We start from the raw sequence: 21974 nt of genomic DNA, 5'->3' as shown, positions 1-21974 counted from the left end.
TTTTTCCTTAGTTAGCTGAATGACGCAATTCAATATCAATATTTGATCTGGATCACATTTTTACCCGGTGCTCTATACTTGCTGAGGTTCTGATTCTCACCACCGAGGGTACCATCATGCAGCTTACCACGCGTACTATGCCGCAAAAGAAACGTATCGCTTTAGTGGCTCACGATCCCTGCAAACCCGACCTGCTCAACTGGGCAATCGATAATCAAACGGCACTTGAGGGCCACACCATCTACGCCACCGGCACCACCGGAAACCTGCTGCTTGCCCACACGCGTTTGCCCGTCCTGGCGCTGATGAGCGGCTCGATAGGCGGCGACCAGCAGCTGGGTTATCTCATTGCGTCGGGCCAGATTGATGTGCTGGTCTTTTTCTGGGACCCGCTCAGCGCGGTGCCGCATCACTCGGACGTGAAGGCCCTGATGCGTCTGGCAACGGCGTGGAATATCCCCATCGCCAGCAACGCCTGCAGCGCCAATTTCCTGATCCACTCGTCGCTCTTTGAGCAGACGTTCGATATCACCGTTCCGGACGGAGATGCGTTCCTCAGCAGTCGCGTATCCCACGTCACGCAAAACGGCGTGCATACGCAGCATCTTCTATAACGAATTGACAGGGATTTCCCGCCACTCACCCGACGCCAGATTGTCCAGCGTCAATGTCCCCATCGCATACCTTATCAGGCGCAACGTTGGAAAACCGACATGCGCCGTCATGCGTCGCACCTGGCGATTCCGCCCTTCATATAAGGTGATTTTCAACCAGCTGGTGGGGATAGTTTTGCGTTCGCGAACCGGGGGATTGCGCGGCCACAGCCACTCTGGTTCTTCGACCAGCTCAATACCGGCGGGCAGGGTGGGGCCGTCATTGAGCGTCACGCCATTGCGCAGGGCATCAATCGCCTCAGTCGTCGGTTCGCCCTCCACCTGCACGTAGTAAATCTTACCGGTGCGCTTGCCCGGCTGGGTCAGTCGCGCCTGGAGCTGTCCGTCGTTAGTCAGCACCAGCAGGCCTTCGCTGTCCCTGTCTAAGCGGCCAGCGGCATAAATTCCTTGTAACGGGATGTAATCTTTCAGGGTGCTGCGTCCCGCCTCATCCGTGAACTGCGGCAGCACATCATAAGGTTTATTGAAGATAACCAGCCGCTTCGGTCCAGTGTCAGGCTTTTTTTTGGCGTTGCGTCGCGTGCTGAATCGTTCAACTTGGTGATTTCTAAAAGAAGTTTTGTTCATAGTGTTTTCAGAATGGGTGGATTCGAGCATTATAACGGAAATTCATGAGTGATTGGCGCGAGCCTGATATTCGAGTAGTATGAGCTCGCATATTACAACTCATTAACAAAAAACCAGAAGCGCTCGAAGGAGAGGTTAATGGAAAGCAAAGTAGTCGTTCCGGCGGAAGGTAAGAAGATCACCCTGCAAGATGGCAAACTGAACATCCCTCACAACCCAATCATTCCTTTCATTGAAGGTGATGGTATCGGTGTGGATGTGACGCCAGCCATGATCAAAGTGGTGGATGCCGCCGTGCAGAAAGCCTATAAGGGCGAGCGGAAAATTTCCTGGATGGAAATCTATACCGGCGAAAAATCTACCCAACTGTATGGCCAGGATGTCTGGCTGCCAGAAGAAACTCTGGACCTGATTCGTGATTACCGCGTTGCCATCAAAGGCCCGCTGACTACCCCGGTCGGTGGCGGTATTCGTTCCCTGAACGTTGCGCTGCGCCAGCAGCTTGACCTGTACGTGTGTCTGCGCCCGGTGCGTTACTACGCGGGCACGCCAAGCCCGGTTAAACACCCTGAGCTGACCAACATGGTTATCTTCCGTGAAAACTCCGAAGACATCTATGCCGGTATCGAGTGGAAAGCCGACAGCGCCGAAGCCGAGAAAGTGATCAAGTTCCTGCGCGATGAGATGGGCGTGACGAAGATTCGTTTCCCTGAACATTGCGGCATCGGCATCAAGCCGTGCTCAGAAGAAGGCACTAAACGCCTGGTGCGTGCAGCCATCGAATACGCGATCACCAACGACCGTGATTCCGTGACCCTGGTGCACAAAGGCAACATCATGAAATTCACCGAAGGCGCTTTCAAAGACTGGGGTTACCAGTTAGCGCGTGAGGAGTTTGGTGGTGAGCTGATCGACGGCGGCCCTTGGGTGAAAATCAAGAACCCAAATACCGGCAAAGAGATCGTGGTCAAAGACGTGATCGCCGATGCGTTCCTGCAGCAAATCCTGCTGCGTCCGGCTGAATACGACGTGATCGCCTGTATGAACCTGAACGGTGACTACATCTCCGACGCCCTGGCAGCCCAGGTTGGCGGTATCGGTATCGCCCCAGGCGCAAACATCGGTGACGAGTGCGCACTGTTCGAAGCCACCCACGGTACAGCACCTAAATACGCAGGCCAGGATAAAGTGAACCCAGGTTCCATCATCCTGTCCGCGGAAATGATGTTGCGCCATATGGAGTGGTTCAAAGCCGCAGATCTGATCGTTAAAGGTATGGAAGGCGCGATTAACGCTAAGACCGTAACCTATGACTTTGAACGTCTGATGGACGGAGCTAAGCTGCTGAAATGTTCAGAGTTTGGTGACGCGATCATTAAAAACATGTAATCCATTTTCCGGGTTAAATGAAAACGGGAGCCGAAAGGCTCCCGTTTTTTTATGTCTGATTGGGTATGACTCTCTTCTGTGAGAGCTGCGTTCAGAAAAGCTGTCTTACAGGTACTTGATAGAGATGGTGGCCTGACCGTCGAGTACGGTGTCATCAGTGATCGCCAGGGTAGTGGTGTTCTGAATGGCAGCACTTATAACCAGAACATCCGCAGCGTCCTTGAACGCGATTGGATTACCCTGTGCATCAGAGTAGGTGAAGAGTCGTGTACCATCAGGGCGGGAATAAACAGATGATGCAGGGTCTGCTGCCCAGGTCGCGCCATTATCTGTTGAATCTGCAAGTATCCCAGCAGCTCCGTCAACCACGATATCATGGGCCTCTGTAACGACAGAGTATGAGCCCAGTTTGACATCATCTGCTGTTACGCCCAAACCAAACTCAGATGCCGGAGCACCAGGGTTGCCCGTCTGGTCGATAGGTCCAGTATCGACAACGCTTGAACTGCGATCATCGGTAATCGTCCAGGCAACTTTAGTTGGGCTGGTACATGCCACACTCAATTGAATACTCTGCTGACCTAACTGGTTTACAGCAGTATCACTCAGTGAATCTACTGACATTGAACCATAGTCAACCACACCTCCGGAAGCCAGGGTCGGCGTACAGGAACCCATCACCAGTTTGCCCGTAACCTTCATCACTGCGGTTTCAGCTGCAAATGCTGAGTTAGCGGTGGAAATAACGAGTGCAGCGGCTGCACAGAATTTAAAAATAGTTTTCATGGAATAACGACTCTTCAGTTGGATGATTTAAAATAAGACACTGTTGTCTGGTTCGACATATTATCTGTATTCATTCATAATGGTTCAATTCAATAAGATCGCAGTTATATATTCATTATTGAGTGTAAAATTGGACTCAATAATATAAAAATAAAAAACAAGATGTGAAGACTTAATGATGCACGTCAGTAAAGAGAGTAATTTACTGACTTAACGGAGTAAGTAGAACGGAAGGTAAGAATAAACAGCAGGGAAGGGGCGGATTGCCTTCAAAGTTGTTCAGGCTTTCCGCTATGTCGAACTAAACTGTGCGGCAGGCTACTCCAGGTTTTTCACATCCAACCCTTGCTAAGAACCACTTTGCCCTCAGACTTGAACTGGGCCAGCATTTTCATCACCGTGCTGCGCGACAGGCCACTCTTATCAACAACGTAATCGGCTGCCGTGCGACGTAAGCGGATAATATCTGGCTCGGCCTGTAGCTGGTAAAGGCAATGGATGACCAGAGCATAGCTGGAGACGCCAGACATGTTATTGATGTATTTCAGCATATTAGCAATGGTTAGCATATGATTGATGGATACGGTTTCCCACAGATTTTTCTCATTAATTATTTTTTCAGCCTCTGACAACGCCAGAAACTCATAGCTAATATCAGTACAGGCGCGGAAGTATAATAACGTTGTGTCTATAAATTGATTGAGACCAAAAATTCGAGGAGCAGTAAAATTGACTAACAGGCGATCGTCACCGGGCCTGCATCCCGCGATAATCCCCTGATGGAAGATCAGAATGTTTTTTTCAGTAAACCCATCCATTGTGATAAGTTGATTTTTACGCTTGGTGAAAATATTTTCTGTCCGTGATAAATGACTAATTAATAGCTGAATGTTTTCCTTGGAATTTAGCATGATTGTTCCCACTCATTATTGTTGCAATTAATAGTAGTCTATCTTCAGTGAAGATGTGTGTGAATTGACACTACGTGGAGCCTGTACCTTTTACCAGACTTTTATTACTGGCTCTCAAGCTGAATACCCAGGTTAGTGAGTAAATCTTCTTCATCCTGTGCAGAATGCAGGCCAGGTTTAAGTACGGGGTGGATGTGCAAAAGAAAAGAGAATTGCTGACCTATTTGCACCTCTCCATTGCGAACGGGGAGAAGACCGTCGTTGTTCAAAACCAGAAGCTTTCTTCGATTCCTTTCCTGATTCGGTGTGAATGAGCCATGCGTCAGGGTTTTACCGAGATCGACAGACCTGCCATCGAGTAAACCCTGCTGCGCAGAAATCACCAGAACACCGGCACTACCGAAGCGAAAACGTCTGAACCCTGAAGTGTCACTGATAAAAAGTGCCATCGTCTGTGGCTCACTGCAAATCGCATTCACTCTAACCTCTCGCTCATCCAGGCTATACATGCCGCCGCGATGACTGCTGATTTCGCTATTGCTGAGCTTGCCGTAATCCACTGTTGTCTCGGAGACGCTGACGTCGCATTCTGCGCGGGCAGCGCTTGCGCAGAGTAATCCGGCCAGCAGAGCCCATTTCAGGATGGATCGGATGTTCATTTGCATACCCCGTTAATATTTTCATAAGTCTGTTTTTCGCCCTCTGGTGAAAGGGTGTAAATGATCTGGCAAATCTTCACGCTGTCTTCGTTCGTGAGATAAAGCGACGGTTTGGCGGAGACGTCCTCCATAAACAGCAGGCCGTCGTCTACCGCCGTAGCAGCATAATTACCGTCCCCATCAACCACGGTGCTACCTTTTTTCAGGGTTTGACCATTCGCCATCTGCACGTGGATCATTGCCCGGTGGACGTGTAGTGAACTGAACTGCACATGTCCGACGGCACCGCGTCCTGCTGCCAGTTCGCCGAACCCGTTTTCGACGTCCACATCCTGTGGAAGACTGTTCGTATCCAACTCAACGTGCACTTTATGATACGGATTGACGGACGGTACGATGGCCTTGCCCCAGCGATCGGTCCAGACGTCACCGGCCGGTGTCTTGATCCGTGTTCCGGCCAGATCTTTGCCTGCATCAACGATAGCGAAGGTATCCTTAACCGGCCACGGTGAGAGAGTCACGCCGTTCTGATGGGCTACCACACCACCGGATAGTGCCATGCCATAGTTACGTCCATTTGGCCCGTCGGCTCCGGCGCTTAAACCCAGACGGGTAAAGTGCAGATTACTGTTGATAGAACCGTTGAAACTGTTTTCCCGATCGGCCAGATCGCGTTCAGCAGAGAGGGAATACTCGGTGCTTTGGCTTATATCCCCGCTGGTCTGCATACCCATATTCGTTTCGTGGTGCATAGTGTGGGAATAAGCGCTGATACGGTGGCCGCCCAGCGGCATGCTGATATTCACAAACACCGTATCCCCGTTGTCGTCGCTGTTGTTGCGTTCATCGTCCTGGTCATCGCTTTTCTGGTTCACAGACCGCTGCCAGCTGACGTTGAGGTTCATGTGGCCAAATGACCTGCCCCATGAGGCGTTCACAAACTCGCTTCCTTCATTTCCCTCAGTACCCTGGTTCTTTGAGTAACGCAGACTAAAAGAACCCAAATTCGCCAGGGAGTAGTGCAGCCCAGCGGAATATTGCCCTTCGTACTGTTGAAAATTGTCCTCAAGAGAGTCTTCCAGCTCGCGATAGCCCTGGGTGTAACGCGTCGTGCTGACATCGGTCGTCAGTTGGCCGGACAAGGCGTAGCTGGCTGACAAGGTGCTGCTACGTCCTTTTTCGCCATGCTCTTCATCCATCGACGCTTTAAAGGTGGCCGATAGCAGCATTTTGTTAAAGGGTAAGGTATCCAGTGTCAGAGCAGCGGAGTCATAGCCCTGTGCAGTCATCACGCCGGTACCGATATTCAGCCAGGGTTTGACCCGCCAGCCGTCGGAGAGGGTCGCCAGCATCGGCTGGCTCTCTTCGTCGCCGTTGCTGCGATAGCGGCCCACGGCGGCAGAAAGGCCTGACGGGCTGGTTAGCTGGTGACTGTTCACCGCATCAGCAGGGATCACGAAATGGCTTTTGCTGCCGTCGGTTTCCGTGACCGTGACATCGAGTTCGGCATTGCTGCGAATAATCGGAACATCGTTCAGGGTGAACGGACCGGCGGGGACCAGCGTGGAATAGACCACCCGGCCCGCCTGGCGGACTTCAACGCGCGCCTGGGCCGAGCGGGCAATACCTGACACGCTGACACCGCTGCTGCCTTCCGGGCTTAATGCCTCTTCCGGCATAATCTGTACACCTGAAATCGATGTGCCAGCAAAAATCGAACCACCGGTGTTGATCTGTCCGGCCTGGAAAATTTTCTGGCTATCCACCAGCGTGTGCTGCAGATAGGCGTACAGGTTATCGGTGGTTCGTGACCCATTCTCTTCATTCAGAGACTGGCGGCTGCGGAACAGCCAGTCATGCATGTTCAGACCTTCTTCCAGCATCAACTGCTTTGTCTCGCTGTTGTTGCTGTCTGAGGTATTTTGCGTCGCAAAGGCGGTGTAATTGAAAATGCCCGCCGTACCGCCCGTGCTGTAATCTTTGGCCTGGTCACCTTCGCTGGTGGTATCGATGGCTTCTTGCGGAACGACCAGATCCAACTCCTCCTGTGCAGGAACGGCAGTAATGACCGTGCCTGGGAAGGTTTTCGTATAGTCGAAACAAGCATTGCTCTTATCGTCATCGCCGAGCTTTGCCACTTCACGCGGGACCACTAATGAGGCTCCCTGCAAAAAAGGCGTTGTGGCACACAGCTGGCCATCCTGGCCAAAGGTTGCGGAAACCTTTCCTTTTTTCTCGCCATTCACCACCACAGTGACCATTTTTACGCCGGGCGTAAATTTCGGCGCAGAGGCGAAATAATGACCCAGAGACGGATCAAGGCCGCGGTCTTTCATGATGCTGGTATCAAATTCCAGCGGGGCTTCTGCCGCAGAGGAAAGTACCGGGTACAGACAGCAGAGAACAGCTAACGATAAATAACGATGCGATAACGAAACCATCTCAGAATACTCGTTTAGATTATTTATTCAGAGTGGCGGTGTAGCTTGGGACATCAATGCCGTAGCGACTGGCCGGGAAAAATTTCAATTGGCTATCACCTGCCAGAGATGTTTTTGCCTCTGCAGTTAGCGTCTGACCCGGTAAAATATAGGTCTGCTTTATTTTCATTTGCGTACCAGACGGTTTTGCCACCAAATTTTCAGCCATGCGGACAACATAAGGTGAATCATTTTTTACCGTGACGGTATTACCCGCTGCTGACCATTTCAGCAGGGTCCAGGCATCTTTGACAACTGGGAGATTTACAGGATGAATCAGCACCGGAATATCCTGGCGAATATTAATGGACACCCGGCTGTGATCGCTTTTTATTTTCGGTGGAATACCTTCAAAGGTCACGCGCTTCAAATGTTCTGTTGTTAATGGGGCATCGGTTGCCAGAATAAAACGCAGCTGTTGGGTCTGACCATCTTCGACACGGGTGACGGGTTGGGTGACGGTCAGATGCGTACCTGTATCCCCAGGAATATCGACAATATTGGTATACAGCAGGGAAGGGTGCGGGTCGGTATTTTTAACATTAATGCTACCGCCTTTATCCTGCTCTTCAATAATAAGCAGTGAGGATTCTGGAACCATACCCGTTGCCAGTGCGGCGGCGGATTTAATAATAAGTAATAATGTAATGAGTTTTGCTGACTTTTTCAGGTGAACCATATTATCTCCAGTCGTTAATTGAATTATATTAAAAGGCGGAGGTTGATGACGAACATCGCTATCCGATGCCGTGCATTCTAATTAGGTGTACTGTTAAAATCAGCTCGAAAATAAACCAAAAACAAAGTCGATTCTGAGTCCGATTTTGCGATCTATTTATTTGCGAAATGGAAAAATAGCCGTATATCATTAACTTCTGAACAGATTCGTTAAGGGTATTCATAATATGGATGCTGTATTTACCCGTCCTCAAAATGGGAACTGGCAATGATAAAATCATTAATGCGTGCAGCAGCGGTTGTCCCGCTGCTGCTTTCACCTGATGTCATGGCCGCAGATACTGCGATTATCAAAGTCCAGGCCATGCTGATAATGGGCTCCTGTACGCCTTCGTTAGATAACGGCGGATTACTCGATTTTGGCGGATTTCCCGTGGATCATCTTTATGAGGATACCCCGAGCGGACTGGATACGCGCAATATCAGCCTGCATATCACCTGTTCTGAACCTGTCGCGTTAGCCTTCACCTTTCAGGATGACCGCAGCGATACCCTGGACGGCGGCAGCGCGGATATTGCCACTTACGGATTTGGCATCGGCAAAACCGCAGGGGGCGTGAATATCGGCCACTATTACCTCTACCTGGTCGGCCCCGACACGCCGGTGGTCAATAATGCTCCGGCCCGCACGATCTTCTCTGACAATAACGGCGCTGACTGGAACCTGGCCTCCAGCTCAACCCGGGCGTCGAACAGCGGCAGCAATCTGGCGGCCTTCTCCGATACCCAGGATTTCACCCATCCGCTGGCCGTTGAAACCGCCGAAGTGGTACTGTCAGTCCATCCCATCGTACAAAGCCGCAAAACCCTCGCGCTGACGGACGACCAGCCGTATGAAGGGCTTGCGACGATAAGCCTGGTGTATCTCTAACCCCTGTAAAAAGGTGTTGCATTTTACCGGTCAAAAACCCTGGCGATTAACTTTCTTGTAGCTACGCTTAAACAGGTAACCTATAGCGGGAGGGGTTATGTTGACTCATTCTGAAGCCAAACGGTGGGCGTCGGTAATGCTGAAATCAGCGTTATGCGATGGGATGCAAACGGAGGAGATTTCTCGTCAGGTACACCTGGTCTGCGATCATCACGGGCGGGAGTGTCTGGAGGAGTTAATTGAAGAGATCTTAATTGAAGCAGGACGAATAGGGCCTAAGCACAGCAATGGTGAAATTCACCATCACTAAGCTTCAATATTCTGCTAACCGTTTTCACCCATCACGATGTTCTCACGCTGGATCCGGGAGCGTTTCCGCTCCCGGACAGCCGGTTTAGAAAATTTCCTTCACTTTGAACAGTGACACTGAACGTGACAGCAGATTTGCCTGCTCGTTCACGCCTGAAGCCGTAGTGGCTACCTCTTCGACTAACGCGGCGTTTTGCTGCGTCACATGATCCATCTGGGTGATCGCCACGCGAATCTGCTCAACGCCACGACTTTGCTCTTCCGATGCCAGCGCGATATTTTCCATCATTACGTTAACTTTACTGACCGCTCCGCTGATATCCAGCATCGTCCGGCTGGTTTTATTGGCAAGCTCTGCCCCTTCCTGGATGTACAGCGTTGATTCATTAATCAGCGTCGTTATCTCTTTTGCGGAATCAGTACAACGGCGGGCAAGATTTCTTACTTCGCCAGCAACCACCGCAAAACCACGCCCGGACTGGCCCGCTCGCGCCGCCTCTACTGCGGCGTTAAGCGCCAGAATGTTGGTCTGGAACGCAATACTGTCGATGACGCTGATGATCTCCACCATTTTCTGCGCGCTTTGGCTGATGGCATCCATCTTCTTCATCATATCGCGCATCTGTTCTTCGCCTTCGTTGGCAATCCCGGCGGCATTCTGCACCATCTGCGACGCCTGCAGCGCATTATCCGTGTTTTGTTTTACCGTTGCGGTGATCTGCTCCATGCTCGCCGCCGTCTCGACCACGGCTGCGGCTTGCTCCTCGGTACGACGCGAGAGATCGCCATTGCCGGATGATATTTCCTGCGTGCCAATATTGATGGATTCGACGCCCTGGCGAATAGAGACCACCGTCGAATTCAGCTCCGCCTGCATGGTCTGCAATGCGCAGAACAGCATACCAATTTCATTTCTGTTGGCCACGTGGATATTGCCGGTCAGATCGCCTTTGCCAATATATTCAAAATGCTGAGCCACCTCCTGCAATGGCAGGATCAACATCTTGCGCATCCAGATATTGATAATAATAAACAATACCCCAGCAAGAATAAGCATGGCGATCATAATAAGCAGGGCAAAGTGATAAGAACTGTTGCTGAAATTAATCACCTGGTTGAGATTATGTTGGGTGGTATCGATATATGAATGGTATTCATTATCCCACGCCTGGCGCGCCTGCAAAGTCGCACGACTACTATCGGCTAATGCGGTTTTGAGTTTTAGCGGATCATTGATGTTGATGACCTGGTCGGTATTATGATTCAACACGCTGACTTGCTGATCGTAGCGGTCTTTCATTCTGGCGCCTACCTCAGGCTCGATAGTTGAAAGACCGGGGATTTTGACAAACATCTGGTACTGCTGAGCGGCAGTCTGCAACTCATTGCGGACACTCTCCTGCACTGCTGGCTCATCGATATCATCGCCGTGGGTTTTTGCCTGTGCGGCGGAATCAATAATAATACGCGCGCGCAAGATGGCATCGCGCACGGCGTTCAGGGCTTTCTGTTCTCCGGCATTATAACTTAACGTTTGAATATCATTATTACTGCGGTGCAGGAAATAGAGCCCAAGACCGCTCGAAAGAATAAGCATTAACGTAAAGGATGTCAGAACGATCAACAGCCCTACGCTGATTTTAATATTTTTCAAAATAAACTCCTTTATAACCTGTGTCGATATAACACCACGCTTGGGAGGGTTATCGGCAGGTGAAAAGGGGGCTTGATTGGCATAAACGACAAAATCAGCCTAAAACGGAAATATGACGTTTACGGTTTTATCTGGCGGGAAAATCGATATTTAAACTTGATGATCCGCATGCGTATGACGAGAGGAGGGGATTTGCCAAAAAAAAGCCCACTAAAACGTGGGCAAGAAATACTGGAAGCAATGTGAGCAATGTCGTACTGAATACCTGAGTGTTTTGCTCAACTATTCAGTGTTGAGAAAGATAATCTTTCTCAACAAAAGATGCAACCCCATCTTTTGTGTGGCGTGAGATTTTTTATTGGTGATAAAACACGCAAACACACTTTGTGATGTCTATCACAAATTTCATTTTTGAAATCCTGTGCTATCCTTTTCTGTGTCGTTGATTTGATGACAAAAAACCATACAGAGAGGAAAGCTATGGGAATTTTATCCTGGATTATCTTTGGGCTTATTGCGGGGATTCTGGCGAAGTGGATCATGCCAGGCAAAGATGGCGGCGGATTCTTCGTCACAGTAATTCTTGGGATCGTGGGCGCCGTAGTCGGTGGCTGGATCAGCACCTTGCTCGGTTTTGGTAAAGTCGATGGTTTCAACATCGGCAGCTTTGCAGTTGCGGTGATTGGTGCGCTGGTGGTTCTGTTTGCCTACAGAAAAATCAAAAGCTAAGAGTCAAAGCATCGAAAAAAGGCTGCCAGTGAGCAGCCTTTTTTACACGTAATCCATCACCACCAGCCGAACTGGGTGCCCGCGACGGCGACAAGTGCGACGATTAACATAATAATAGTTGTCTTGCGCATTTACGCCCCCGGAGCGGCGTAACCGCCGACAAAAAACCACGTTAAAAAAACCACTGCCGTTATAAAAATAACGACCGGGAAGACAATTCCGATCCTCATAACATCCCCTTTCTGATTTCCTTGCCCGCAGAGTGTACGGGGTTACTCTTCGCGGAGAAAGCGCGTTTTGCGTTTCCCTTTTTTATCCAGATACATCGCCGTATCCGCCGTGCGCAGTGCGCTGTCTGCATCCATTCCGTCTGGATCGACCGCGACCACGCCTAAGCTGGCGCCTGGGTAGACAAGATGCACATTTCCCAGCCAATACTCACCGGCAATCGAGGCGCTGATCTGGGTTCTGAGAATATTAATTTGCGCATTGTCGGCGTCGGTATCGCCCTTGCTCAGACAGGCAACCAAAAATTCATCGCCACCAAGTCTGCCAACAATGTCGTCTTCGGTTTGACCGTCGATCAAACGTTTACCGACTTCAACCAAAAACTGATCGCCCGTTTCGTGACCAAAGCGATCGTTGATGAGCTTGAAATCATCCAGATCGATGTAGGCAATGATGGCATTGCGCTTGAGATGCCGCGCCAGCGAGAAGAGGGTGGTGAGGTTATCAAAAATCGCACGACGGTTGGGTAAACCGGTCAGCGCATCGGTATAGGAATGTGCGATCAGTGCCGCATTTGCTTCGCGCAGTTGCATCACCAGCGACTCTTTCTGAATGTACTGAGCAATGAGACCGGCGAAAAGTTGCAGAACCTGCTCCCCCCGATCGCTCAACGTCTGCTTTTGCGTACTGGCCGCGCAGAGCGTTCCATACAGCGAGCCATCAGCCAGATGAATGGGAATGCTGACATAGGTGGTGATGCCGAGCGCTTTGGCCGCGTCGCAATCCGCCCAGTGTTCCGCCACTTCGTTGCTGAAAAAGCAGTTACTGTCGATGGCGCGTTTGCACAGGGTGTCGCCCCAGGGCACGCTCAGCCCTTCGGGGATCTGCATCTGTTTGCTGTTACGGGCATAAAGAATGTGCTGCAAACGCGCGTTAATATCGACTTTCGTCAGATAGGTCGATTCCATATCGGTAACAATCTCCAGCATCTCCAGGAGCTGACGCACCAGGCTTTCAAGAGATTGTTCAGTGGCGAGGGTTTCTGAAACACGGGCAAGAATAATATCCGACATGACGTAGGTAGACTCCCATGCAGAAGACGCCAGTATCTGCATGTTGTGCTGAATTTTTCGGCTGAGGCATAGTAGAACACGAATACAGGAAATTTTATATATTGTCGCGGTGGGTGCCGCTGGGCAGGCGAAAAAAAACCCCGCCGTTAAGTGCGGGGCAAAAGACATCTTGATTACGGAATGATGTTCTCTGGTCATTGAGAACGCAGCCACTATAGGTTTAAAAAGTGCAGGTTTAATGGAGAAATCATGGAGAAAATGGCGAAGACTGGGTACGCTTTAGGCTCTGTACATTGAAAGGATATGACAATGCGATATCTGTTACTGGCGATGATTCTGCCGTTAGCCGCCTGTTCGACCCCACCTGAAGCGCCAAAACCCCCGCAAATTGGTATGGCTAATCCTGCTGCCGTGTATTGCGTGAAGAAGGGCGGAGAGCGCGTTCCCGTGCAAAGTCCGCAGGGCGTTCGCACCGAATGCAAACTGCCGGGTGGGGAAGTGATCGATGAGTGGGATCTGTTCCGTCGCGATCACCCAACGCCTGCCTCGTGACAGTTAAGTAGCGACTGCGATACACTTCTCTTTAGGAATTATCTCAGCCCATGCGGCTGGCAACCGACACCGAGAGAGAAGTATGTTTCAGTTAAAACCGGGCAGCCTGTGTATGGTCATTGGCGCCCGCACCGCCGCCGGGCGGCGCAATATCGGCAAATCCGTTGAGCTTTTTGAACTCTGCAAGCCTGGCCTGCGTTTTCTGAATCCGGTTAACGGCGTGATGACCGAACTGCCCGCGAGCGCCGACCGCGCCCTGTGGCTGGTCACTGGCGACGTTTATGCGGTTGATAATCAGCATGGTTTTGCCTTTGTGCGCCCGGAACATCTCCTGCCGCTGACGCCGGATGACGCATCACACACTCTCGACGAATTAACGTTCAGCTAACTGGCGCAGCCAGTCGGCTAACACCAGGGCGTGATTCTGTTGGGTATTCTTTGCGCCGTACAACAGCGTCACGGTTTGGTTTTTAGCGAGGGTGGCAACGCGGTTGCCCTCGTCCATCTGCTGAGTCAGTTCTTGCTGGTACGCCTCGCGAAAAGCGCTGAAATCAATCACTTCACCGTGAAAGGCCTTGCGTAATTCGCTGGACGGCGTTAGCGCTTTGCACCACTCATCAAACGCCAGATCCTCTTTTTTCACGCCGCGCGGCCACAGTCTGTCGACCAGAATGCGATAGCCGTCGTCCGGGCTTGCCGCGTCATACACCCGTTTACACTGAATCATTGTCTCTCTCCTCCACCCAGGCGATCAGCTCGGTTAGCTGGTTATCGGAAAATACCTGAATGCCATGTTCACGTAACAGCGCGGCAGCAACGCCCATTCCGGCACGTTTTATTCCGCTAAAACTGCCATCGTAAATCTGCTCGCTGCCGCAGGTCGGGCTGCCGTCGGTGAGCAGAGCGGCGCTGCACTTTCCTTCCTGGGCGGCACGCAACGCTAACCAGGCGGCAAGCTGATAGTGCGCGGTGACATCGCTGCCATCGCTTTCCAGAATCCGCGCACGGCCCGCCATCACCTCGTGTCCGCTGCCTTTCACAATCTCAGCCGGTAAGCGGGGGATCGACAGTCCCGCCGCCAGTTCCGGGCAGTGCGTCACCAGCCGTTTTTCCTGCTGCCAGCGTTTGAGGGTTTCAGAGATCGCTGCTTTCTCGCTGCCGTTGTAGCGAACCTTATGGCCCATCAGACACGCGCTGACCAGAATTTTGGTTTTCATAAGGTTTTAAATGTTCCGAAGAGGGGGAAATACGCTACCACTATACCACCTGGAATTTTCCCCCTCCAATTTAAGGTATTGTGAACCCTGCAAAAGATCGGTAGGCTGAGGTTCCTTATGTTATCTGATAATTCTTTGGCATATGGAACCTCTTATGGAACTCTCCCCGGTAAAAGACACACTTCGCATTGCACTTATTGGTGATTACAACCCTGATGTCATTGCTCATCAGGCGATCCCTTTATCCATCGATGATGCTGCTGCCGTGCTGGATTTAACGGCGGATTACGACTGGATTGCCACCACCGAATTGACCAGCCCGGAAGATTTGGTGGGTTATGACGCCATCTGGCTGGTTCCGGCCAGTCCTTATCAAAATGTCGATGGGGCGTTTATCGCCGCGCGCTTTGCACGTGAAAACAGCATTCCGTTCCTGGGGACCTGCGGTGGATTCCAGCATGCGTTGATTGAATACGCACGAAACGTGTTGGGCTGGAGTGATGCGACACATGCCGAAACCGATACTGACGGCAGAATGGTGATTGCACCGCTGACCTGTTCACTGGTGGAAAAAACCGACACCATCGAGCTTCGCGCGAATACCATTATCGCCAAAGCCTACGGCAGAGAAGAGATTGAAGAAGGTTATCACTGTAACTACGGCGTCTCACCTGAGTTCACAAAAGAGCTGGAAAGCGGTGATATGCGCGTGACGGGCTGGGATGAGCAGGGTGAGATCCGTGCGGTTGAGCTGGTGACGCATCCGTTCTTCGTGGCGACCCTGTTCCAGCATGAGCGTGGTGCGCTGGCCGGTCGTCCTGTGCCGTTGGTGCAGGCGATGCTGTACGCCGCACGCGGCTAAAGGGGCAGGCCGCCCGGCCTGCCGTCAGATTCAATGGGGCGTGATCTCACGGTCGCGCCCGGCAAGCATGCCACACACAGCCATCACCACTCCTGCCAGTGCGCAGGCGATCAGCGGGATCCGCCAGTCGCCCGCCGTGTCATGAATTTTCCCCATCAGCGGAGGCCCACAGGCCGCCAGCAGATATCCTACCGACTGTGCCATTCCAGAAAGTGCCGCCGCCTGATGCGCAGAGCTGGCGCGAAGCCCGATAAACGTCAGGCCCAGAATCATGGTCGCGCCGGAACCAAAGCCATAGACGATAGTCCAGAGCACCGCCTGATCCGGAACAAACCAGAACCCGGCCAGACTCACAGCGCACATTAGAGCCGATAATCCGGCGATACCGCGCTGATCTTTCAGTTTATGCAGCAGCAGCGGTACGGCCAGACCCGGCGCTGCTGTCGCCAGCTGCAGCAGACCGTGCATCGATCCGGCCTCGGTTTCGCTGTAACCGTGGCTGAGTAAAATTGCCGGCAGCCAGCCGATAATCACATAGTAAATCAGGGAGTTAATCCCGAGGAACAGCGTCACCTGCCAGGCCAGCGCCGAACGCCAGATCCCGCGATTATGCAGCGCCCGCGCGCCGGTCAGCGGGGCGGTCTGTTTTTGTCGCCACTGTGGCAGCCACAGAAGTGTCGCCAGCAGCGGGAACACCATCAGCATCAGCAGCGCACCGTGCCAGCCCGCGCCACTCAACGCCAGCGGAACGATCATCGCTGAACCGAGCGCAGCCGCCGCGCCCATCGTCAGAGAGTAGGCTCCAGTGAGTTTTGCCACCTGACCTGGGAAATCGCGCTTAATCAAGCCGGGGAGAAGTACGTTACCCAGTGCAATGCCGCAGCCAATCACCGCAGTGCCGATAAACAGCAGCGCTGAAGAGGGCAGCGAACGAATACCAATGCCGACGCAAATCAGCAGCATGGCGATAAACAGGCTGCGCTCCATGCCGATTTTGCGCGCCACACCGGCGGCCAGCGGGGAGATTAAGGCAAACGCCAGCAGCGGCAGCGTAGTTAACAATCCAGTCTGGGCGGTCGTCAGGCCGTAGTCGTGGCGAATCATGTCCAGCAAGGGAGCCGCGCCGGTAAACGTGACGCGTAGCGTGGTGGCAATCATCAGGATGCCTGCGATCAACAGCAGGCGATCTTTGCCGGAAGAGGGAATGGCAGTGGTCATGGTTTTCTCTTACATCGTAACGAGGGCACACAATACCCGTTTTCATTGTTGTTTGAATCAAGCTAAAATGACAGTTAATCGCTCATATCGGACAACTTTATGCAAGGTCTTGGACTCGACGGCTACGATCCGGATAGCCAGCACGATGCGGCAGTGGCGTTTCGCATACGCGTGGTGGAAGACGAACAACGCATTCCTCGCCACCAGCATCGCAAAGGCCAGCTGATCCTCGCCCTGCGCGGGGCGATTACCTGCGAAGTCGAAAATGCGATGTGGATGGTGCCACCGCAGTACGCGGTGTGGATACCGGGGCAGATTCCACACAGCAACAAAGCCACGCCAGGTGCGCAGCTCTGTTTTCTGTTTATCGAGCCGGGCGCAGTGACGCTTCCCGATCGCTGCTGCACCCTCAAAATCTCCCCGCTGGTGCGCGAGCTGATCCTGACGCTGGCCACCAAAACGCCCGAAGAGCTGGCGCTTCCGGCAACTCATCGGCTGGTGGATGTACTGTTTGATGAAGTTCCACAGCAGCCGCAGGAGCAATTACAGCTCCCTGTTTCGCCGCATCCCAAGATCCGCATGATGAGTGAAACGATGGCCGAAGAGCCCGCCGTTTGGCAGACGTTGGCGCAATGGGCCAACCACTTTGCGATGAGCGAGCGCAATCTGGCGCGGCTGGTAGTGAAGGAGACAGGCTTAAGCTTTCGCCGCTGGCGGCATCAGTTGCAGCTGATCGTCGCGCTCCAGTTGTTGATCGGCGGCAAATCGGTGCAGCAGGCGGCGCAGTCACTGGGATATGACTCCACCACCGCGTTTATCACGATGTTCAAAAAGGGGCTTGGGCAAACCCCCGCGCGCTATATCGCCAACCTGTCTACGATTTCCCAATAAACAGCGATACCAGCCCGGCGGCAATCAGCGGCCCGACCGGCACCCCGCGGAACAGCGCCACGCCGAGCACCGTCCCGACCAGCAGACCAGCAACAAGAGATGGCTGTGAGCTCATCAGCGTGACGCCGCGTCCGCCGAGCCATGAGACGAACACCCCGACCGCGATGGCAATCAACGATTTCCAGTTCACAAAAGAGTGCAAAAGCGTCGATGCCGGCAGCGTGCCGCTGGCGATCGGGGCCATCACTCCGATGGTCAGAATGATAATCCCAATGGTCAGGCCTTGTTTTTCAATCCACGGGAAAAAGGTGTTGAGCGGGGTAACACGCACGATAATTAACACCAGGATCGAAATTGCCACCGTGGTGTTATGGCTGACAAAGCCGAGCGCCGCCAGCGCCAGCAGGATCAGCAGAGTAGGGTCAAACATGAGGTTTCCTTGCCAGAAAAAGTAAGCCTGCTTACTTTACCCGCAAAGACGAGTGTAAACAGGCTTTTATCGACAAATCCCTCATTTTTGGGCGGCTGCCTGAGGTTAATTCACCAGCAGTTCAACCAGCGGGCTGCCCGCGCGGATAAACACCGGAATCGACTCCAGCGCGGCGTCAACCGTTATGCGCTCGCCGCCGCGATAACGTTCACCGTTGAAGGCAATCCAGCCGTCACCAGCAGGCAGCCAGACCTCGCGCTGGCGCTGCCCGGCGAACATCACCGGCGCCACCAGCAGATCTTCACCGAACAGATACTGATCTTCCGTCTCCCAGCTCTGTTTTTCCTGCGGATAGTGCCAGAACAGCGGGCGCATAAGTGGGTCGCCGTGCTGATGGGCATTCTCATACAGCGCATCAATGTACGGACGCAGTTTTTCCCGCACTGTCAGCCAGTGCTTCATGATGGCGAAATTTTCCTCGCCGTAGCTCCACAGCTCATTAGGCGAACCGCTATTACACTGCGGAATGCCGTCACGATAGCGCTCTGGCGGCTGGATTTGCGGTTCACGATACCCGTGCATCCGCAGCACCGGGCAGAAAACCGCCCACTGGAACCAGCGAATTAATAGCTCATGGAAGGCGGGATCGTTGACGTTTCCGCCCTGGAACCCGCCGATATCGGTGGTCCACCAGGGTATACCCGCCAGCCCCATATTCAGGCCAGCGGCAAGCTGATTGCGAAACGCATGGAAGGAGGAATGCACATCCCCGGACCAGGCAAGCACGCCAAAGCGCTGGCTTCCGGCCCACGAGCAGCGCACCAGATTCACGATATCGCGCTCGCCGTTCGCGGTTAACCCGTCATAAAAGCCCTGGGCAAAATCACGCGGATAGCGGTTGCCCACTTCCAGCACTGGGCCTGCGTGGTAGCGGTAATTATCAAAATCGTAGGCGCGATATTCCGGCTCGGCTTCGTCCAGCCAGAACAGTTTAATCCCCAAATCGTAGTAGTTTTTCTTCACCGTATCCCAGACAAATTCGCGCGCCTGCGGATGAGTGGCATCGAAAAAGGTGGTGTTGCCCATAAAGTCGAGATTCACCTGCACGCCGCGCTCGCTGCTGACCAGCCAGCCTTTGGCCTTCATCTGTGGATAGAGCGGGCTGCGTGCTTCGACGGTGGGCCACACCGAGACCATCAGCTCGATGCCCATCCCGGTGAGTTCTTCCACCATCGCTTTGGGATCGGGCCAGTCAATCGGATCGAAGCACCAGGTCCCCTGATTCGGCCAGTGGAAGAAATCAATCACCATTACAGAAAGTGGCAGGCTGCGGCGACGATATTCCCGCGCCACGTCCAGCACTTCCTGCTGGGTGCGATAGCGGAGTTTGCACTGCCACAGGCCGCTGATAAAGGCGGGCGCAGACGGCGGTGTTCCGGTCGCGGCGACATACTGGCGAGTGATGTCGGCAATACTGTCGCCAGCGGTTATCCAGTAGTCCATTTCACCGGTTACGCGGGCGCGCCACTCGGTCTGGTTTTTGGCGAAACTGACTTCGCCAATCGCCGGATTATTCCATAGCATGCCGTAGCCCAGATTTGACTGCATAAAGGGCACGCTGGCCTGAGAATTACGTTGGGCCAGTTCAAGATTGCAGCCTTTGAGATCCAGCCACGGCTGTTGGTACTGGCCCATGCCGTAAATCCGCTCATCCGGGCGTGATTCGAAACGCACGGTGAGCTGATATTTCCCACCCGCCAGCGGTTTGAACTCGCGCCCGTCCAGCTTCAGCGCGCTGACGTATTTGTCCTGACTCTTTTCGCTGGCACCAATCCCCACTGTCGAACGCTGACGCCACATCTCTTCCAGCAGCAGCTCGCCGCGTTGGTTGTAAAACGCCAGTTGGCCTTTAAGATTCAGGGTCGCAGTGATATTGCCATTACGCAGCTTAAGGCTTTCGGCCTGCGCGGTGATCTCCGCGTCGTGATGTTCCGCTGGCAGCAGCGCTTGTAACGCATCACTCAATTCCGGCAAACAGGTGGCTCTGACGCGCAGGCTGTTTTTACCCCAGGGTTCGATGCGCAAGATCTGGCGTTCAAAACGCCACTCGATGCTGTTGGTATGTTGAATCAATTCACTCATGGTTAATGCGTCCTTTTACGAAAGACTGTGTTTGGCCAGATTGATGGATTGCATGGTGCGATCGTCTAGTTTGTACCAGCGCAGAGTGGCAAACGCGCACAGGGAAAGAATGCCAGGCACCACGGTAAAGAGGGCGATGATGCAGTGCATGGCGGTGGAGGTTTGCTCCGGCGCGTTAGCGACATAGCCGCTAAAACCGAGCGTCCAGCCGACGATGGCGCCGCTGATTGCCATGCCGAGCTTGAGCACTGCAAGGAAAGTAGAGAAGATCACGCCATCCATTCGTTTGCCCTGTTTCCACTCGCCGTAGTCGGCGACATCAGCCATCATCACCCACATTAAGGTGGTGGTTGCCTGGTACAACGTGGAGATAATGAAGGTGAGCGGCACCAGCACGGCGACCATTTTCGGTGCGAAGAACAGCGCAATACTCAGCACGCCCGCCAGCACCGCGCAGTAGCCAAACATCTGCACTTTGCTGTAATTGCGCGTCAGTCGTTTTGCCAGCGCGCTGCCTGCCGTTTTACCCAGAATATGTGCGCCGAGCATCCACATAAAATAACTGGCGCTGCCCAGGTAATAGGTCACGAAATACATCATTGCGCCAAGGCGAATAACCCCAAAGCCGATATTGGTTAATACCAGCACGGCGACGACGCGCCACTGATCGTTACGTAATAAATCACGTAATTCTGCGAGGTAATTATTATGTGTCGCCGGGGCGTTAATTCGCTCGCGGGTATTCGCAAAACAGATCCAGAACATAATGACCGCAATGCTGGCCATAATGGCCATCGCCCAGCGATAGCCGAGTAATTTATCGGCACCCCCGATAAATTCGGCCAGCGGCATCATAAAGAAAGTGGATAATGCGCCACCGAGCGTGGCGAGGAAAAAGCGATACGATTGCAGGGAAATACGCGCGTCGTTATCCGCTGTGATCACCGCGCCCATCGAGCAATAGGGAATATTGATCGCGGTATACATCAGCATCATCACGGTGTAGCTGATGGTGGCGAAAATCATTTTTCCGTGCAAATCCAGTGACTCCGGAACCGCGTAGGTGAGCAGGCAGCTCGCCCCGAACGGCAGTGCCAGCCACAGCATCCACGGGCGGAATTTACCCCAGCGGGTCCGTGTGCGATCGGCAATATAGCCCATCGCCGGATCAATAATCGCATCCGCCGTGCGCGCCAGCAGGAACATGGTGCCGACAAATGCGGCGGGTAAACCCACCACGTCCGTATAATAAAAAGTCAGGAAGATAATGACGTTATCCAGCCCTATATGGCTCGCCATATCACCCAACCCATAACTGATTTTTTCTTTACGGGTAATCGTATCGGTCATTATATTCACCCTGCCAGTGTAAGGTTTATTTTTCGGATATTGTGATAGGCAGTGTTAAACAGCGAGGAGGGGTTAACAATTACGAGATTTGGCAATGGAGTTATGGAAACTCTTTTTCGTGATACCGGTAACAAATTATTGTTTAACGGGTTGTGTTTCTCTCTGGCGGGCTATTTTTAACAAAATCGTTTCAGCCTAACATTATTCATCATGCTGACCTGATATTGTCATGTCATTGTCATCT

25 protein-coding genes are annotated in these 21974 nt (G+C 52.7%); 9 read left to right on the top strand and 16 right to left on the bottom strand.

The genetic code is table 11. The features are described 5' to 3' along the window. Positions 1 to 116 precede the first annotated feature (116 nt). Positions 117 to 614: a methylglyoxal synthase gene (locus tag C3708_RS08080; protein ID WP_095281634.1), complete on the top strand. Its 498-nt coding sequence runs from the start codon at positions 117 to 119 to the stop codon at positions 612 to 614. On the opposite strand, the gene rluE is transcribed toward C3708_RS08080, so the two are convergent. Then, a complete protein-coding gene (gene rluE / locus C3708_RS08075; protein WP_103948617.1) occupies positions 609 to 1271 on the bottom strand; it encodes a 23S rRNA pseudouridine(2457) synthase RluE in 663 nt (220 codons plus the stop codon). The two genes, C3708_RS08080 and rluE, sit on opposite strands and share 6 nt — an antisense overlap. A 108-nt stretch (positions 1272 to 1379) precedes the next feature. On the opposite strand from rluE, the gene icd reads away from it, so the two are divergent. Next, positions 1380 to 2630, top strand: coding sequence for an NADP-dependent isocitrate dehydrogenase (gene icd, locus C3708_RS08065; RefSeq protein ID WP_103948616.1), 1251 nt, complete (start codon positions 1380 to 1382; stop codon positions 2628 to 2630). A 105-nt stretch (positions 2631 to 2735) separates the two neighbouring features. On the opposite strand, the gene C3708_RS08060 is transcribed toward icd, so the two are convergent. The 5 genes from C3708_RS08060 to C3708_RS08040 form a co-directional block, all read right to left on the bottom strand. Continuing rightward, positions 2736 to 3416 (bottom strand): DUF1120 domain-containing protein, encoded by a 681-nt coding sequence (locus C3708_RS08060; protein ID WP_103948615.1) that lies wholly within the window; start codon positions 3414 to 3416, stop codon positions 2736 to 2738. Between the two features lie 332 nt (positions 3417 to 3748). Beyond that, positions 3749 to 4327, bottom strand: a complete 579-nt coding sequence (locus C3708_RS08055) for a helix-turn-helix domain-containing protein (RefSeq protein WP_103948614.1) — start codon at positions 4325 to 4327, stop codon at positions 3749 to 3751. Positions 4328 to 4431: 104 nt separating this feature from the next. After that, positions 4432 to 4986 carry a hypothetical protein gene (locus tag C3708_RS08050; protein WP_103948613.1) on the bottom strand — a complete coding sequence of 185 codons (555 nt, stop codon included), beginning with the start codon at positions 4984 to 4986 and terminating at the stop codon, positions 4432 to 4434. Further along, positions 4983 to 7427, bottom strand: a complete 2445-nt coding sequence (locus C3708_RS08045) for a fimbrial biogenesis usher protein (protein WP_103948612.1) — start codon at positions 7425 to 7427, stop codon at positions 4983 to 4985. Before C3708_RS08045 ends, C3708_RS08050 begins: the two co-directional genes overlap by 4 nt. Positions 7428 to 7446: 19 nt before the next feature. Next, positions 7447 to 8145: a fimbria/pilus chaperone family protein gene (locus C3708_RS08040; protein ID WP_103948611.1), complete on the bottom strand. Its 699-nt coding sequence runs from the start codon at positions 8143 to 8145 to the stop codon at positions 7447 to 7449. 267 nt (positions 8146 to 8412) lie between these two features. On the opposite strand from C3708_RS08040, the gene C3708_RS08035 reads away from it, so the two are divergent. Both C3708_RS08035 and C3708_RS08030 read left to right on the top strand, forming a co-directional pair. Beyond that, the gene (locus C3708_RS08035; RefSeq protein ID WP_103948610.1) at positions 8413 to 9075 is read left to right on the top strand and encodes a DUF1120 domain-containing protein; all 663 of its coding nucleotides are present in this window, start codon (positions 8413 to 8415) and stop codon (positions 9073 to 9075) included. Between the two features lie 97 nt (positions 9076 to 9172). After that, a complete protein-coding gene (locus C3708_RS08030) occupies positions 9173 to 9385 on the top strand; it encodes a hypothetical protein (RefSeq protein ID WP_095281643.1) in 213 nt (70 codons plus the stop codon). A gap of 84 nt (positions 9386 to 9469) precedes the next feature. Here C3708_RS08030 and C3708_RS08025 read toward each other — a convergent pair whose 3' ends face one another. Then, entirely contained in the window at positions 9470 to 11038 is a 1569-nt protein-coding gene (locus C3708_RS08025) for a methyl-accepting chemotaxis protein (protein WP_233210403.1), read from the bottom strand. Positions 11039 to 11518: 480 nt separating this feature from the next. Here C3708_RS08025 and C3708_RS08020 point away from each other — a divergent pair, with 480 nt between their 5' ends. Beyond that, entirely contained in the window at positions 11519 to 11767 is a 249-nt protein-coding gene (locus tag C3708_RS08020; protein WP_095281646.1) for a GlsB/YeaQ/YmgE family stress response membrane protein, read from the top strand. A 56-nt stretch (positions 11768 to 11823) separates the two neighbouring features. Here the strand turns inward: C3708_RS08020 and yoaJ are convergent, their stop codons facing one another. From yoaJ to C3708_RS08005, 3 genes are read right to left on the bottom strand one after another with little or no spacing between them, the layout of a single operon-like run. Continuing rightward, positions 11824 to 11898, bottom strand: coding sequence for a protein YoaJ (gene yoaJ, locus C3708_RS24040; RefSeq protein WP_095284244.1), 75 nt, complete (start codon positions 11896 to 11898; stop codon positions 11824 to 11826). Next, positions 11899 to 11997, bottom strand: a complete 99-nt coding sequence (locus tag C3708_RS08010) for a YoaK family small membrane protein (RefSeq protein ID WP_041689378.1) — start codon at positions 11995 to 11997, stop codon at positions 11899 to 11901. A gap of 42 nt (positions 11998 to 12039) precedes the next feature. Next, positions 12040 to 13068, bottom strand: a complete 1029-nt coding sequence (locus C3708_RS08005; RefSeq protein WP_095281648.1) for a sensor domain-containing diguanylate cyclase — start codon at positions 13066 to 13068, stop codon at positions 12040 to 12042. A 309-nt stretch (positions 13069 to 13377) separates the two neighbouring features. Here C3708_RS08005 and C3708_RS08000 point away from each other — a divergent pair, with 309 nt between their 5' ends. Further along, a complete protein-coding gene (locus tag C3708_RS08000) occupies positions 13378 to 13620 on the top strand; it encodes a DUF333 domain-containing protein (protein WP_095281649.1) in 243 nt (80 codons plus the stop codon). Positions 13621 to 13702: 82 nt separating this feature from the next. Beyond that, a complete protein-coding gene (locus tag C3708_RS07995; protein ID WP_103948609.1) occupies positions 13703 to 14008 on the top strand; it encodes a hypothetical protein in 306 nt (101 codons plus the stop codon). Here C3708_RS07995 and C3708_RS07990 read toward each other — a convergent pair. Together C3708_RS07990 and C3708_RS07985 are read right to left on the bottom strand one after the other, a co-directional pair. Then, on the bottom strand, positions 13994 to 14347 hold the full coding sequence (locus tag C3708_RS07990) for a DUF488 domain-containing protein (protein WP_103948608.1): 354 nt from the start codon (positions 14345 to 14347) through the stop codon (positions 13994 to 13996). The two genes, C3708_RS07995 and C3708_RS07990, sit on opposite strands and share 15 nt — an antisense overlap. Next, positions 14334 to 14837 carry a DUF523 domain-containing protein gene (locus tag C3708_RS07985; RefSeq protein WP_103948607.1) on the bottom strand — a complete coding sequence of 168 codons (504 nt, stop codon included), beginning with the start codon at positions 14835 to 14837 and terminating at the stop codon, positions 14334 to 14336. The genes C3708_RS07990 and C3708_RS07985 overlap by 14 nt, the downstream gene beginning before the upstream one ends. 154 nt (positions 14838 to 14991) lie before the next feature. Between C3708_RS07985 and C3708_RS07980 the strand changes: the two genes are divergently transcribed. Further along, complete coding sequence (locus tag C3708_RS07980; protein WP_103948606.1) at positions 14992 to 15699, top strand: CTP synthase; 708 nt, start codon at positions 14992 to 14994, stop codon at positions 15697 to 15699. Positions 15700 to 15729: 30 nt separating this feature from the next. Here the strand turns inward: C3708_RS07980 and C3708_RS07975 are convergent, their stop codons facing one another. Then, on the bottom strand, positions 15730 to 16917 hold the full coding sequence (locus C3708_RS07975; protein ID WP_095281654.1) for a CynX/NimT family MFS transporter: 1188 nt from the start codon (positions 16915 to 16917) through the stop codon (positions 15730 to 15732). A gap of 99 nt (positions 16918 to 17016) precedes the next feature. On the opposite strand from C3708_RS07975, the gene C3708_RS07970 reads away from it, so the two are divergent. Further along, positions 17017 to 17808: a helix-turn-helix transcriptional regulator gene (locus C3708_RS07970; protein WP_095281655.1), complete on the top strand. Its 792-nt coding sequence runs from the start codon at positions 17017 to 17019 to the stop codon at positions 17806 to 17808. On the opposite strand, the gene C3708_RS07965 is transcribed toward C3708_RS07970, so the two are convergent. The 3 genes from C3708_RS07965 to C3708_RS07955 form a co-directional block, all read right to left on the bottom strand. Beyond that, the gene (locus C3708_RS07965) at positions 17792 to 18238 is read right to left on the bottom strand and encodes a DUF441 domain-containing protein (RefSeq protein WP_014169633.1); all 447 of its coding nucleotides are present in this window, start codon (positions 18236 to 18238) and stop codon (positions 17792 to 17794) included. The two genes, C3708_RS07970 and C3708_RS07965, sit on opposite strands and share 17 nt — an antisense overlap. Before the next feature lie 105 nt (positions 18239 to 18343). Next, on the bottom strand, positions 18344 to 20380 hold the full coding sequence (locus tag C3708_RS07960; protein ID WP_103948605.1) for a TIM-barrel domain-containing protein: 2037 nt from the start codon (positions 20378 to 20380) through the stop codon (positions 18344 to 18346). Between the two features lie 15 nt (positions 20381 to 20395). Continuing rightward, positions 20396 to 21730, bottom strand: a complete 1335-nt coding sequence (locus C3708_RS07955; protein WP_103948604.1) for a glycoside-pentoside-hexuronide (GPH):cation symporter — start codon at positions 21728 to 21730, stop codon at positions 20396 to 20398. Between the last annotated feature and the right edge of the window lie 244 nt (positions 21731 to 21974).

It is taken from the genome of Lelliottia sp. 7254-16 (genome assembly GCF_002922995.1).
In the GTDB taxonomy this organism is placed as follows: Bacteria; Pseudomonadota; Gammaproteobacteria; order Enterobacterales; family Enterobacteriaceae; genus Enterobacter; species Enterobacter jeotgali.
The sequence above is the reverse complement of the archived record's forward strand: the minus strand, read 5'-3'. Positions and strand labels throughout refer to the sequence as shown.

Coding starts and splice junctions, on each gene's coding strand:
- C3708_RS08080 (WP_095281634.1), top strand. CDS start 117: ATGCAGCTTACCACGCGTACTATGCCGCAAAAGAAACGTATCGCTTTA.
- rluE (WP_103948617.1), bottom strand. CDS start 1,271: ATGCTCGAATCCACCCATTCTGAAAACACTATGAACAAAACTTCTTTT.
- icd (WP_103948616.1), top strand. CDS start 1,380: ATGGAAAGCAAAGTAGTCGTTCCGGCGGAAGGTAAGAAGATCACCCTG.
- C3708_RS08060 (WP_103948615.1), bottom strand. CDS start 3,416: ATGAAAACTATTTTTAAATTCTGTGCAGCCGCTGCACTCGTTATTTCC.
- C3708_RS08055 (WP_103948614.1), bottom strand. CDS start 4,327: ATGCTAAATTCCAAGGAAAACATTCAGCTATTAATTAGTCATTTATCA.
- C3708_RS08050 (WP_103948613.1), bottom strand. CDS start 4,986: ATGAACATCCGATCCATCCTGAAATGGGCTCTGCTGGCCGGATTACTC.
- C3708_RS08045 (WP_103948612.1), bottom strand. CDS start 7,427: ATGGTTTCGTTATCGCATCGTTATTTATCGTTAGCTGTTCTCTGCTGT.
- C3708_RS08040 (WP_103948611.1), bottom strand. CDS start 8,145: ATGGTTCACCTGAAAAAGTCAGCAAAACTCATTACATTATTACTTATT.
- C3708_RS08035 (WP_103948610.1), top strand. CDS start 8,413: ATGATAAAATCATTAATGCGTGCAGCAGCGGTTGTCCCGCTGCTGCTT.
- C3708_RS08030 (WP_095281643.1), top strand. CDS start 9,173: ATGTTGACTCATTCTGAAGCCAAACGGTGGGCGTCGGTAATGCTGAAA.
- C3708_RS08020 (WP_095281646.1), top strand. CDS start 11,519: ATGGGAATTTTATCCTGGATTATCTTTGGGCTTATTGCGGGGATTCTG.
- C3708_RS08010 (WP_041689378.1), bottom strand. CDS start 11,997: ATGAGGATCGGAATTGTCTTCCCGGTCGTTATTTTTATAACGGCAGTG.
- C3708_RS08005 (WP_095281648.1), bottom strand. CDS start 13,068: ATGTCGGATATTATTCTTGCCCGTGTTTCAGAAACCCTCGCCACTGAA.
- C3708_RS08000 (WP_095281649.1), top strand. CDS start 13,378: ATGCGATATCTGTTACTGGCGATGATTCTGCCGTTAGCCGCCTGTTCG.
- C3708_RS07995 (WP_103948609.1), top strand. CDS start 13,703: ATGTTTCAGTTAAAACCGGGCAGCCTGTGTATGGTCATTGGCGCCCGC.
- C3708_RS07990 (WP_103948608.1), bottom strand. CDS start 14,347: ATGATTCAGTGTAAACGGGTGTATGACGCGGCAAGCCCGGACGACGGC.
- C3708_RS07985 (WP_103948607.1), bottom strand. CDS start 14,837: ATGAAAACCAAAATTCTGGTCAGCGCGTGTCTGATGGGCCATAAGGTT.
- C3708_RS07980 (WP_103948606.1), top strand. CDS start 14,992: ATGGAACTCTCCCCGGTAAAAGACACACTTCGCATTGCACTTATTGGT.
- C3708_RS07975 (WP_095281654.1), bottom strand. CDS start 16,917: ATGACCACTGCCATTCCCTCTTCCGGCAAAGATCGCCTGCTGTTGATC.
- C3708_RS07970 (WP_095281655.1), top strand. CDS start 17,017: ATGCAAGGTCTTGGACTCGACGGCTACGATCCGGATAGCCAGCACGAT.
- C3708_RS07965 (WP_014169633.1), bottom strand. CDS start 18,238: ATGTTTGACCCTACTCTGCTGATCCTGCTGGCGCTGGCGGCGCTCGGC.
- C3708_RS07960 (WP_103948605.1), bottom strand. CDS start 20,380: ATGAGTGAATTGATTCAACATACCAACAGCATCGAGTGGCGTTTTGAA.
- C3708_RS07955 (WP_103948604.1), bottom strand. CDS start 21,730: ATGACCGATACGATTACCCGTAAAGAAAAAATCAGTTATGGGTTGGGT.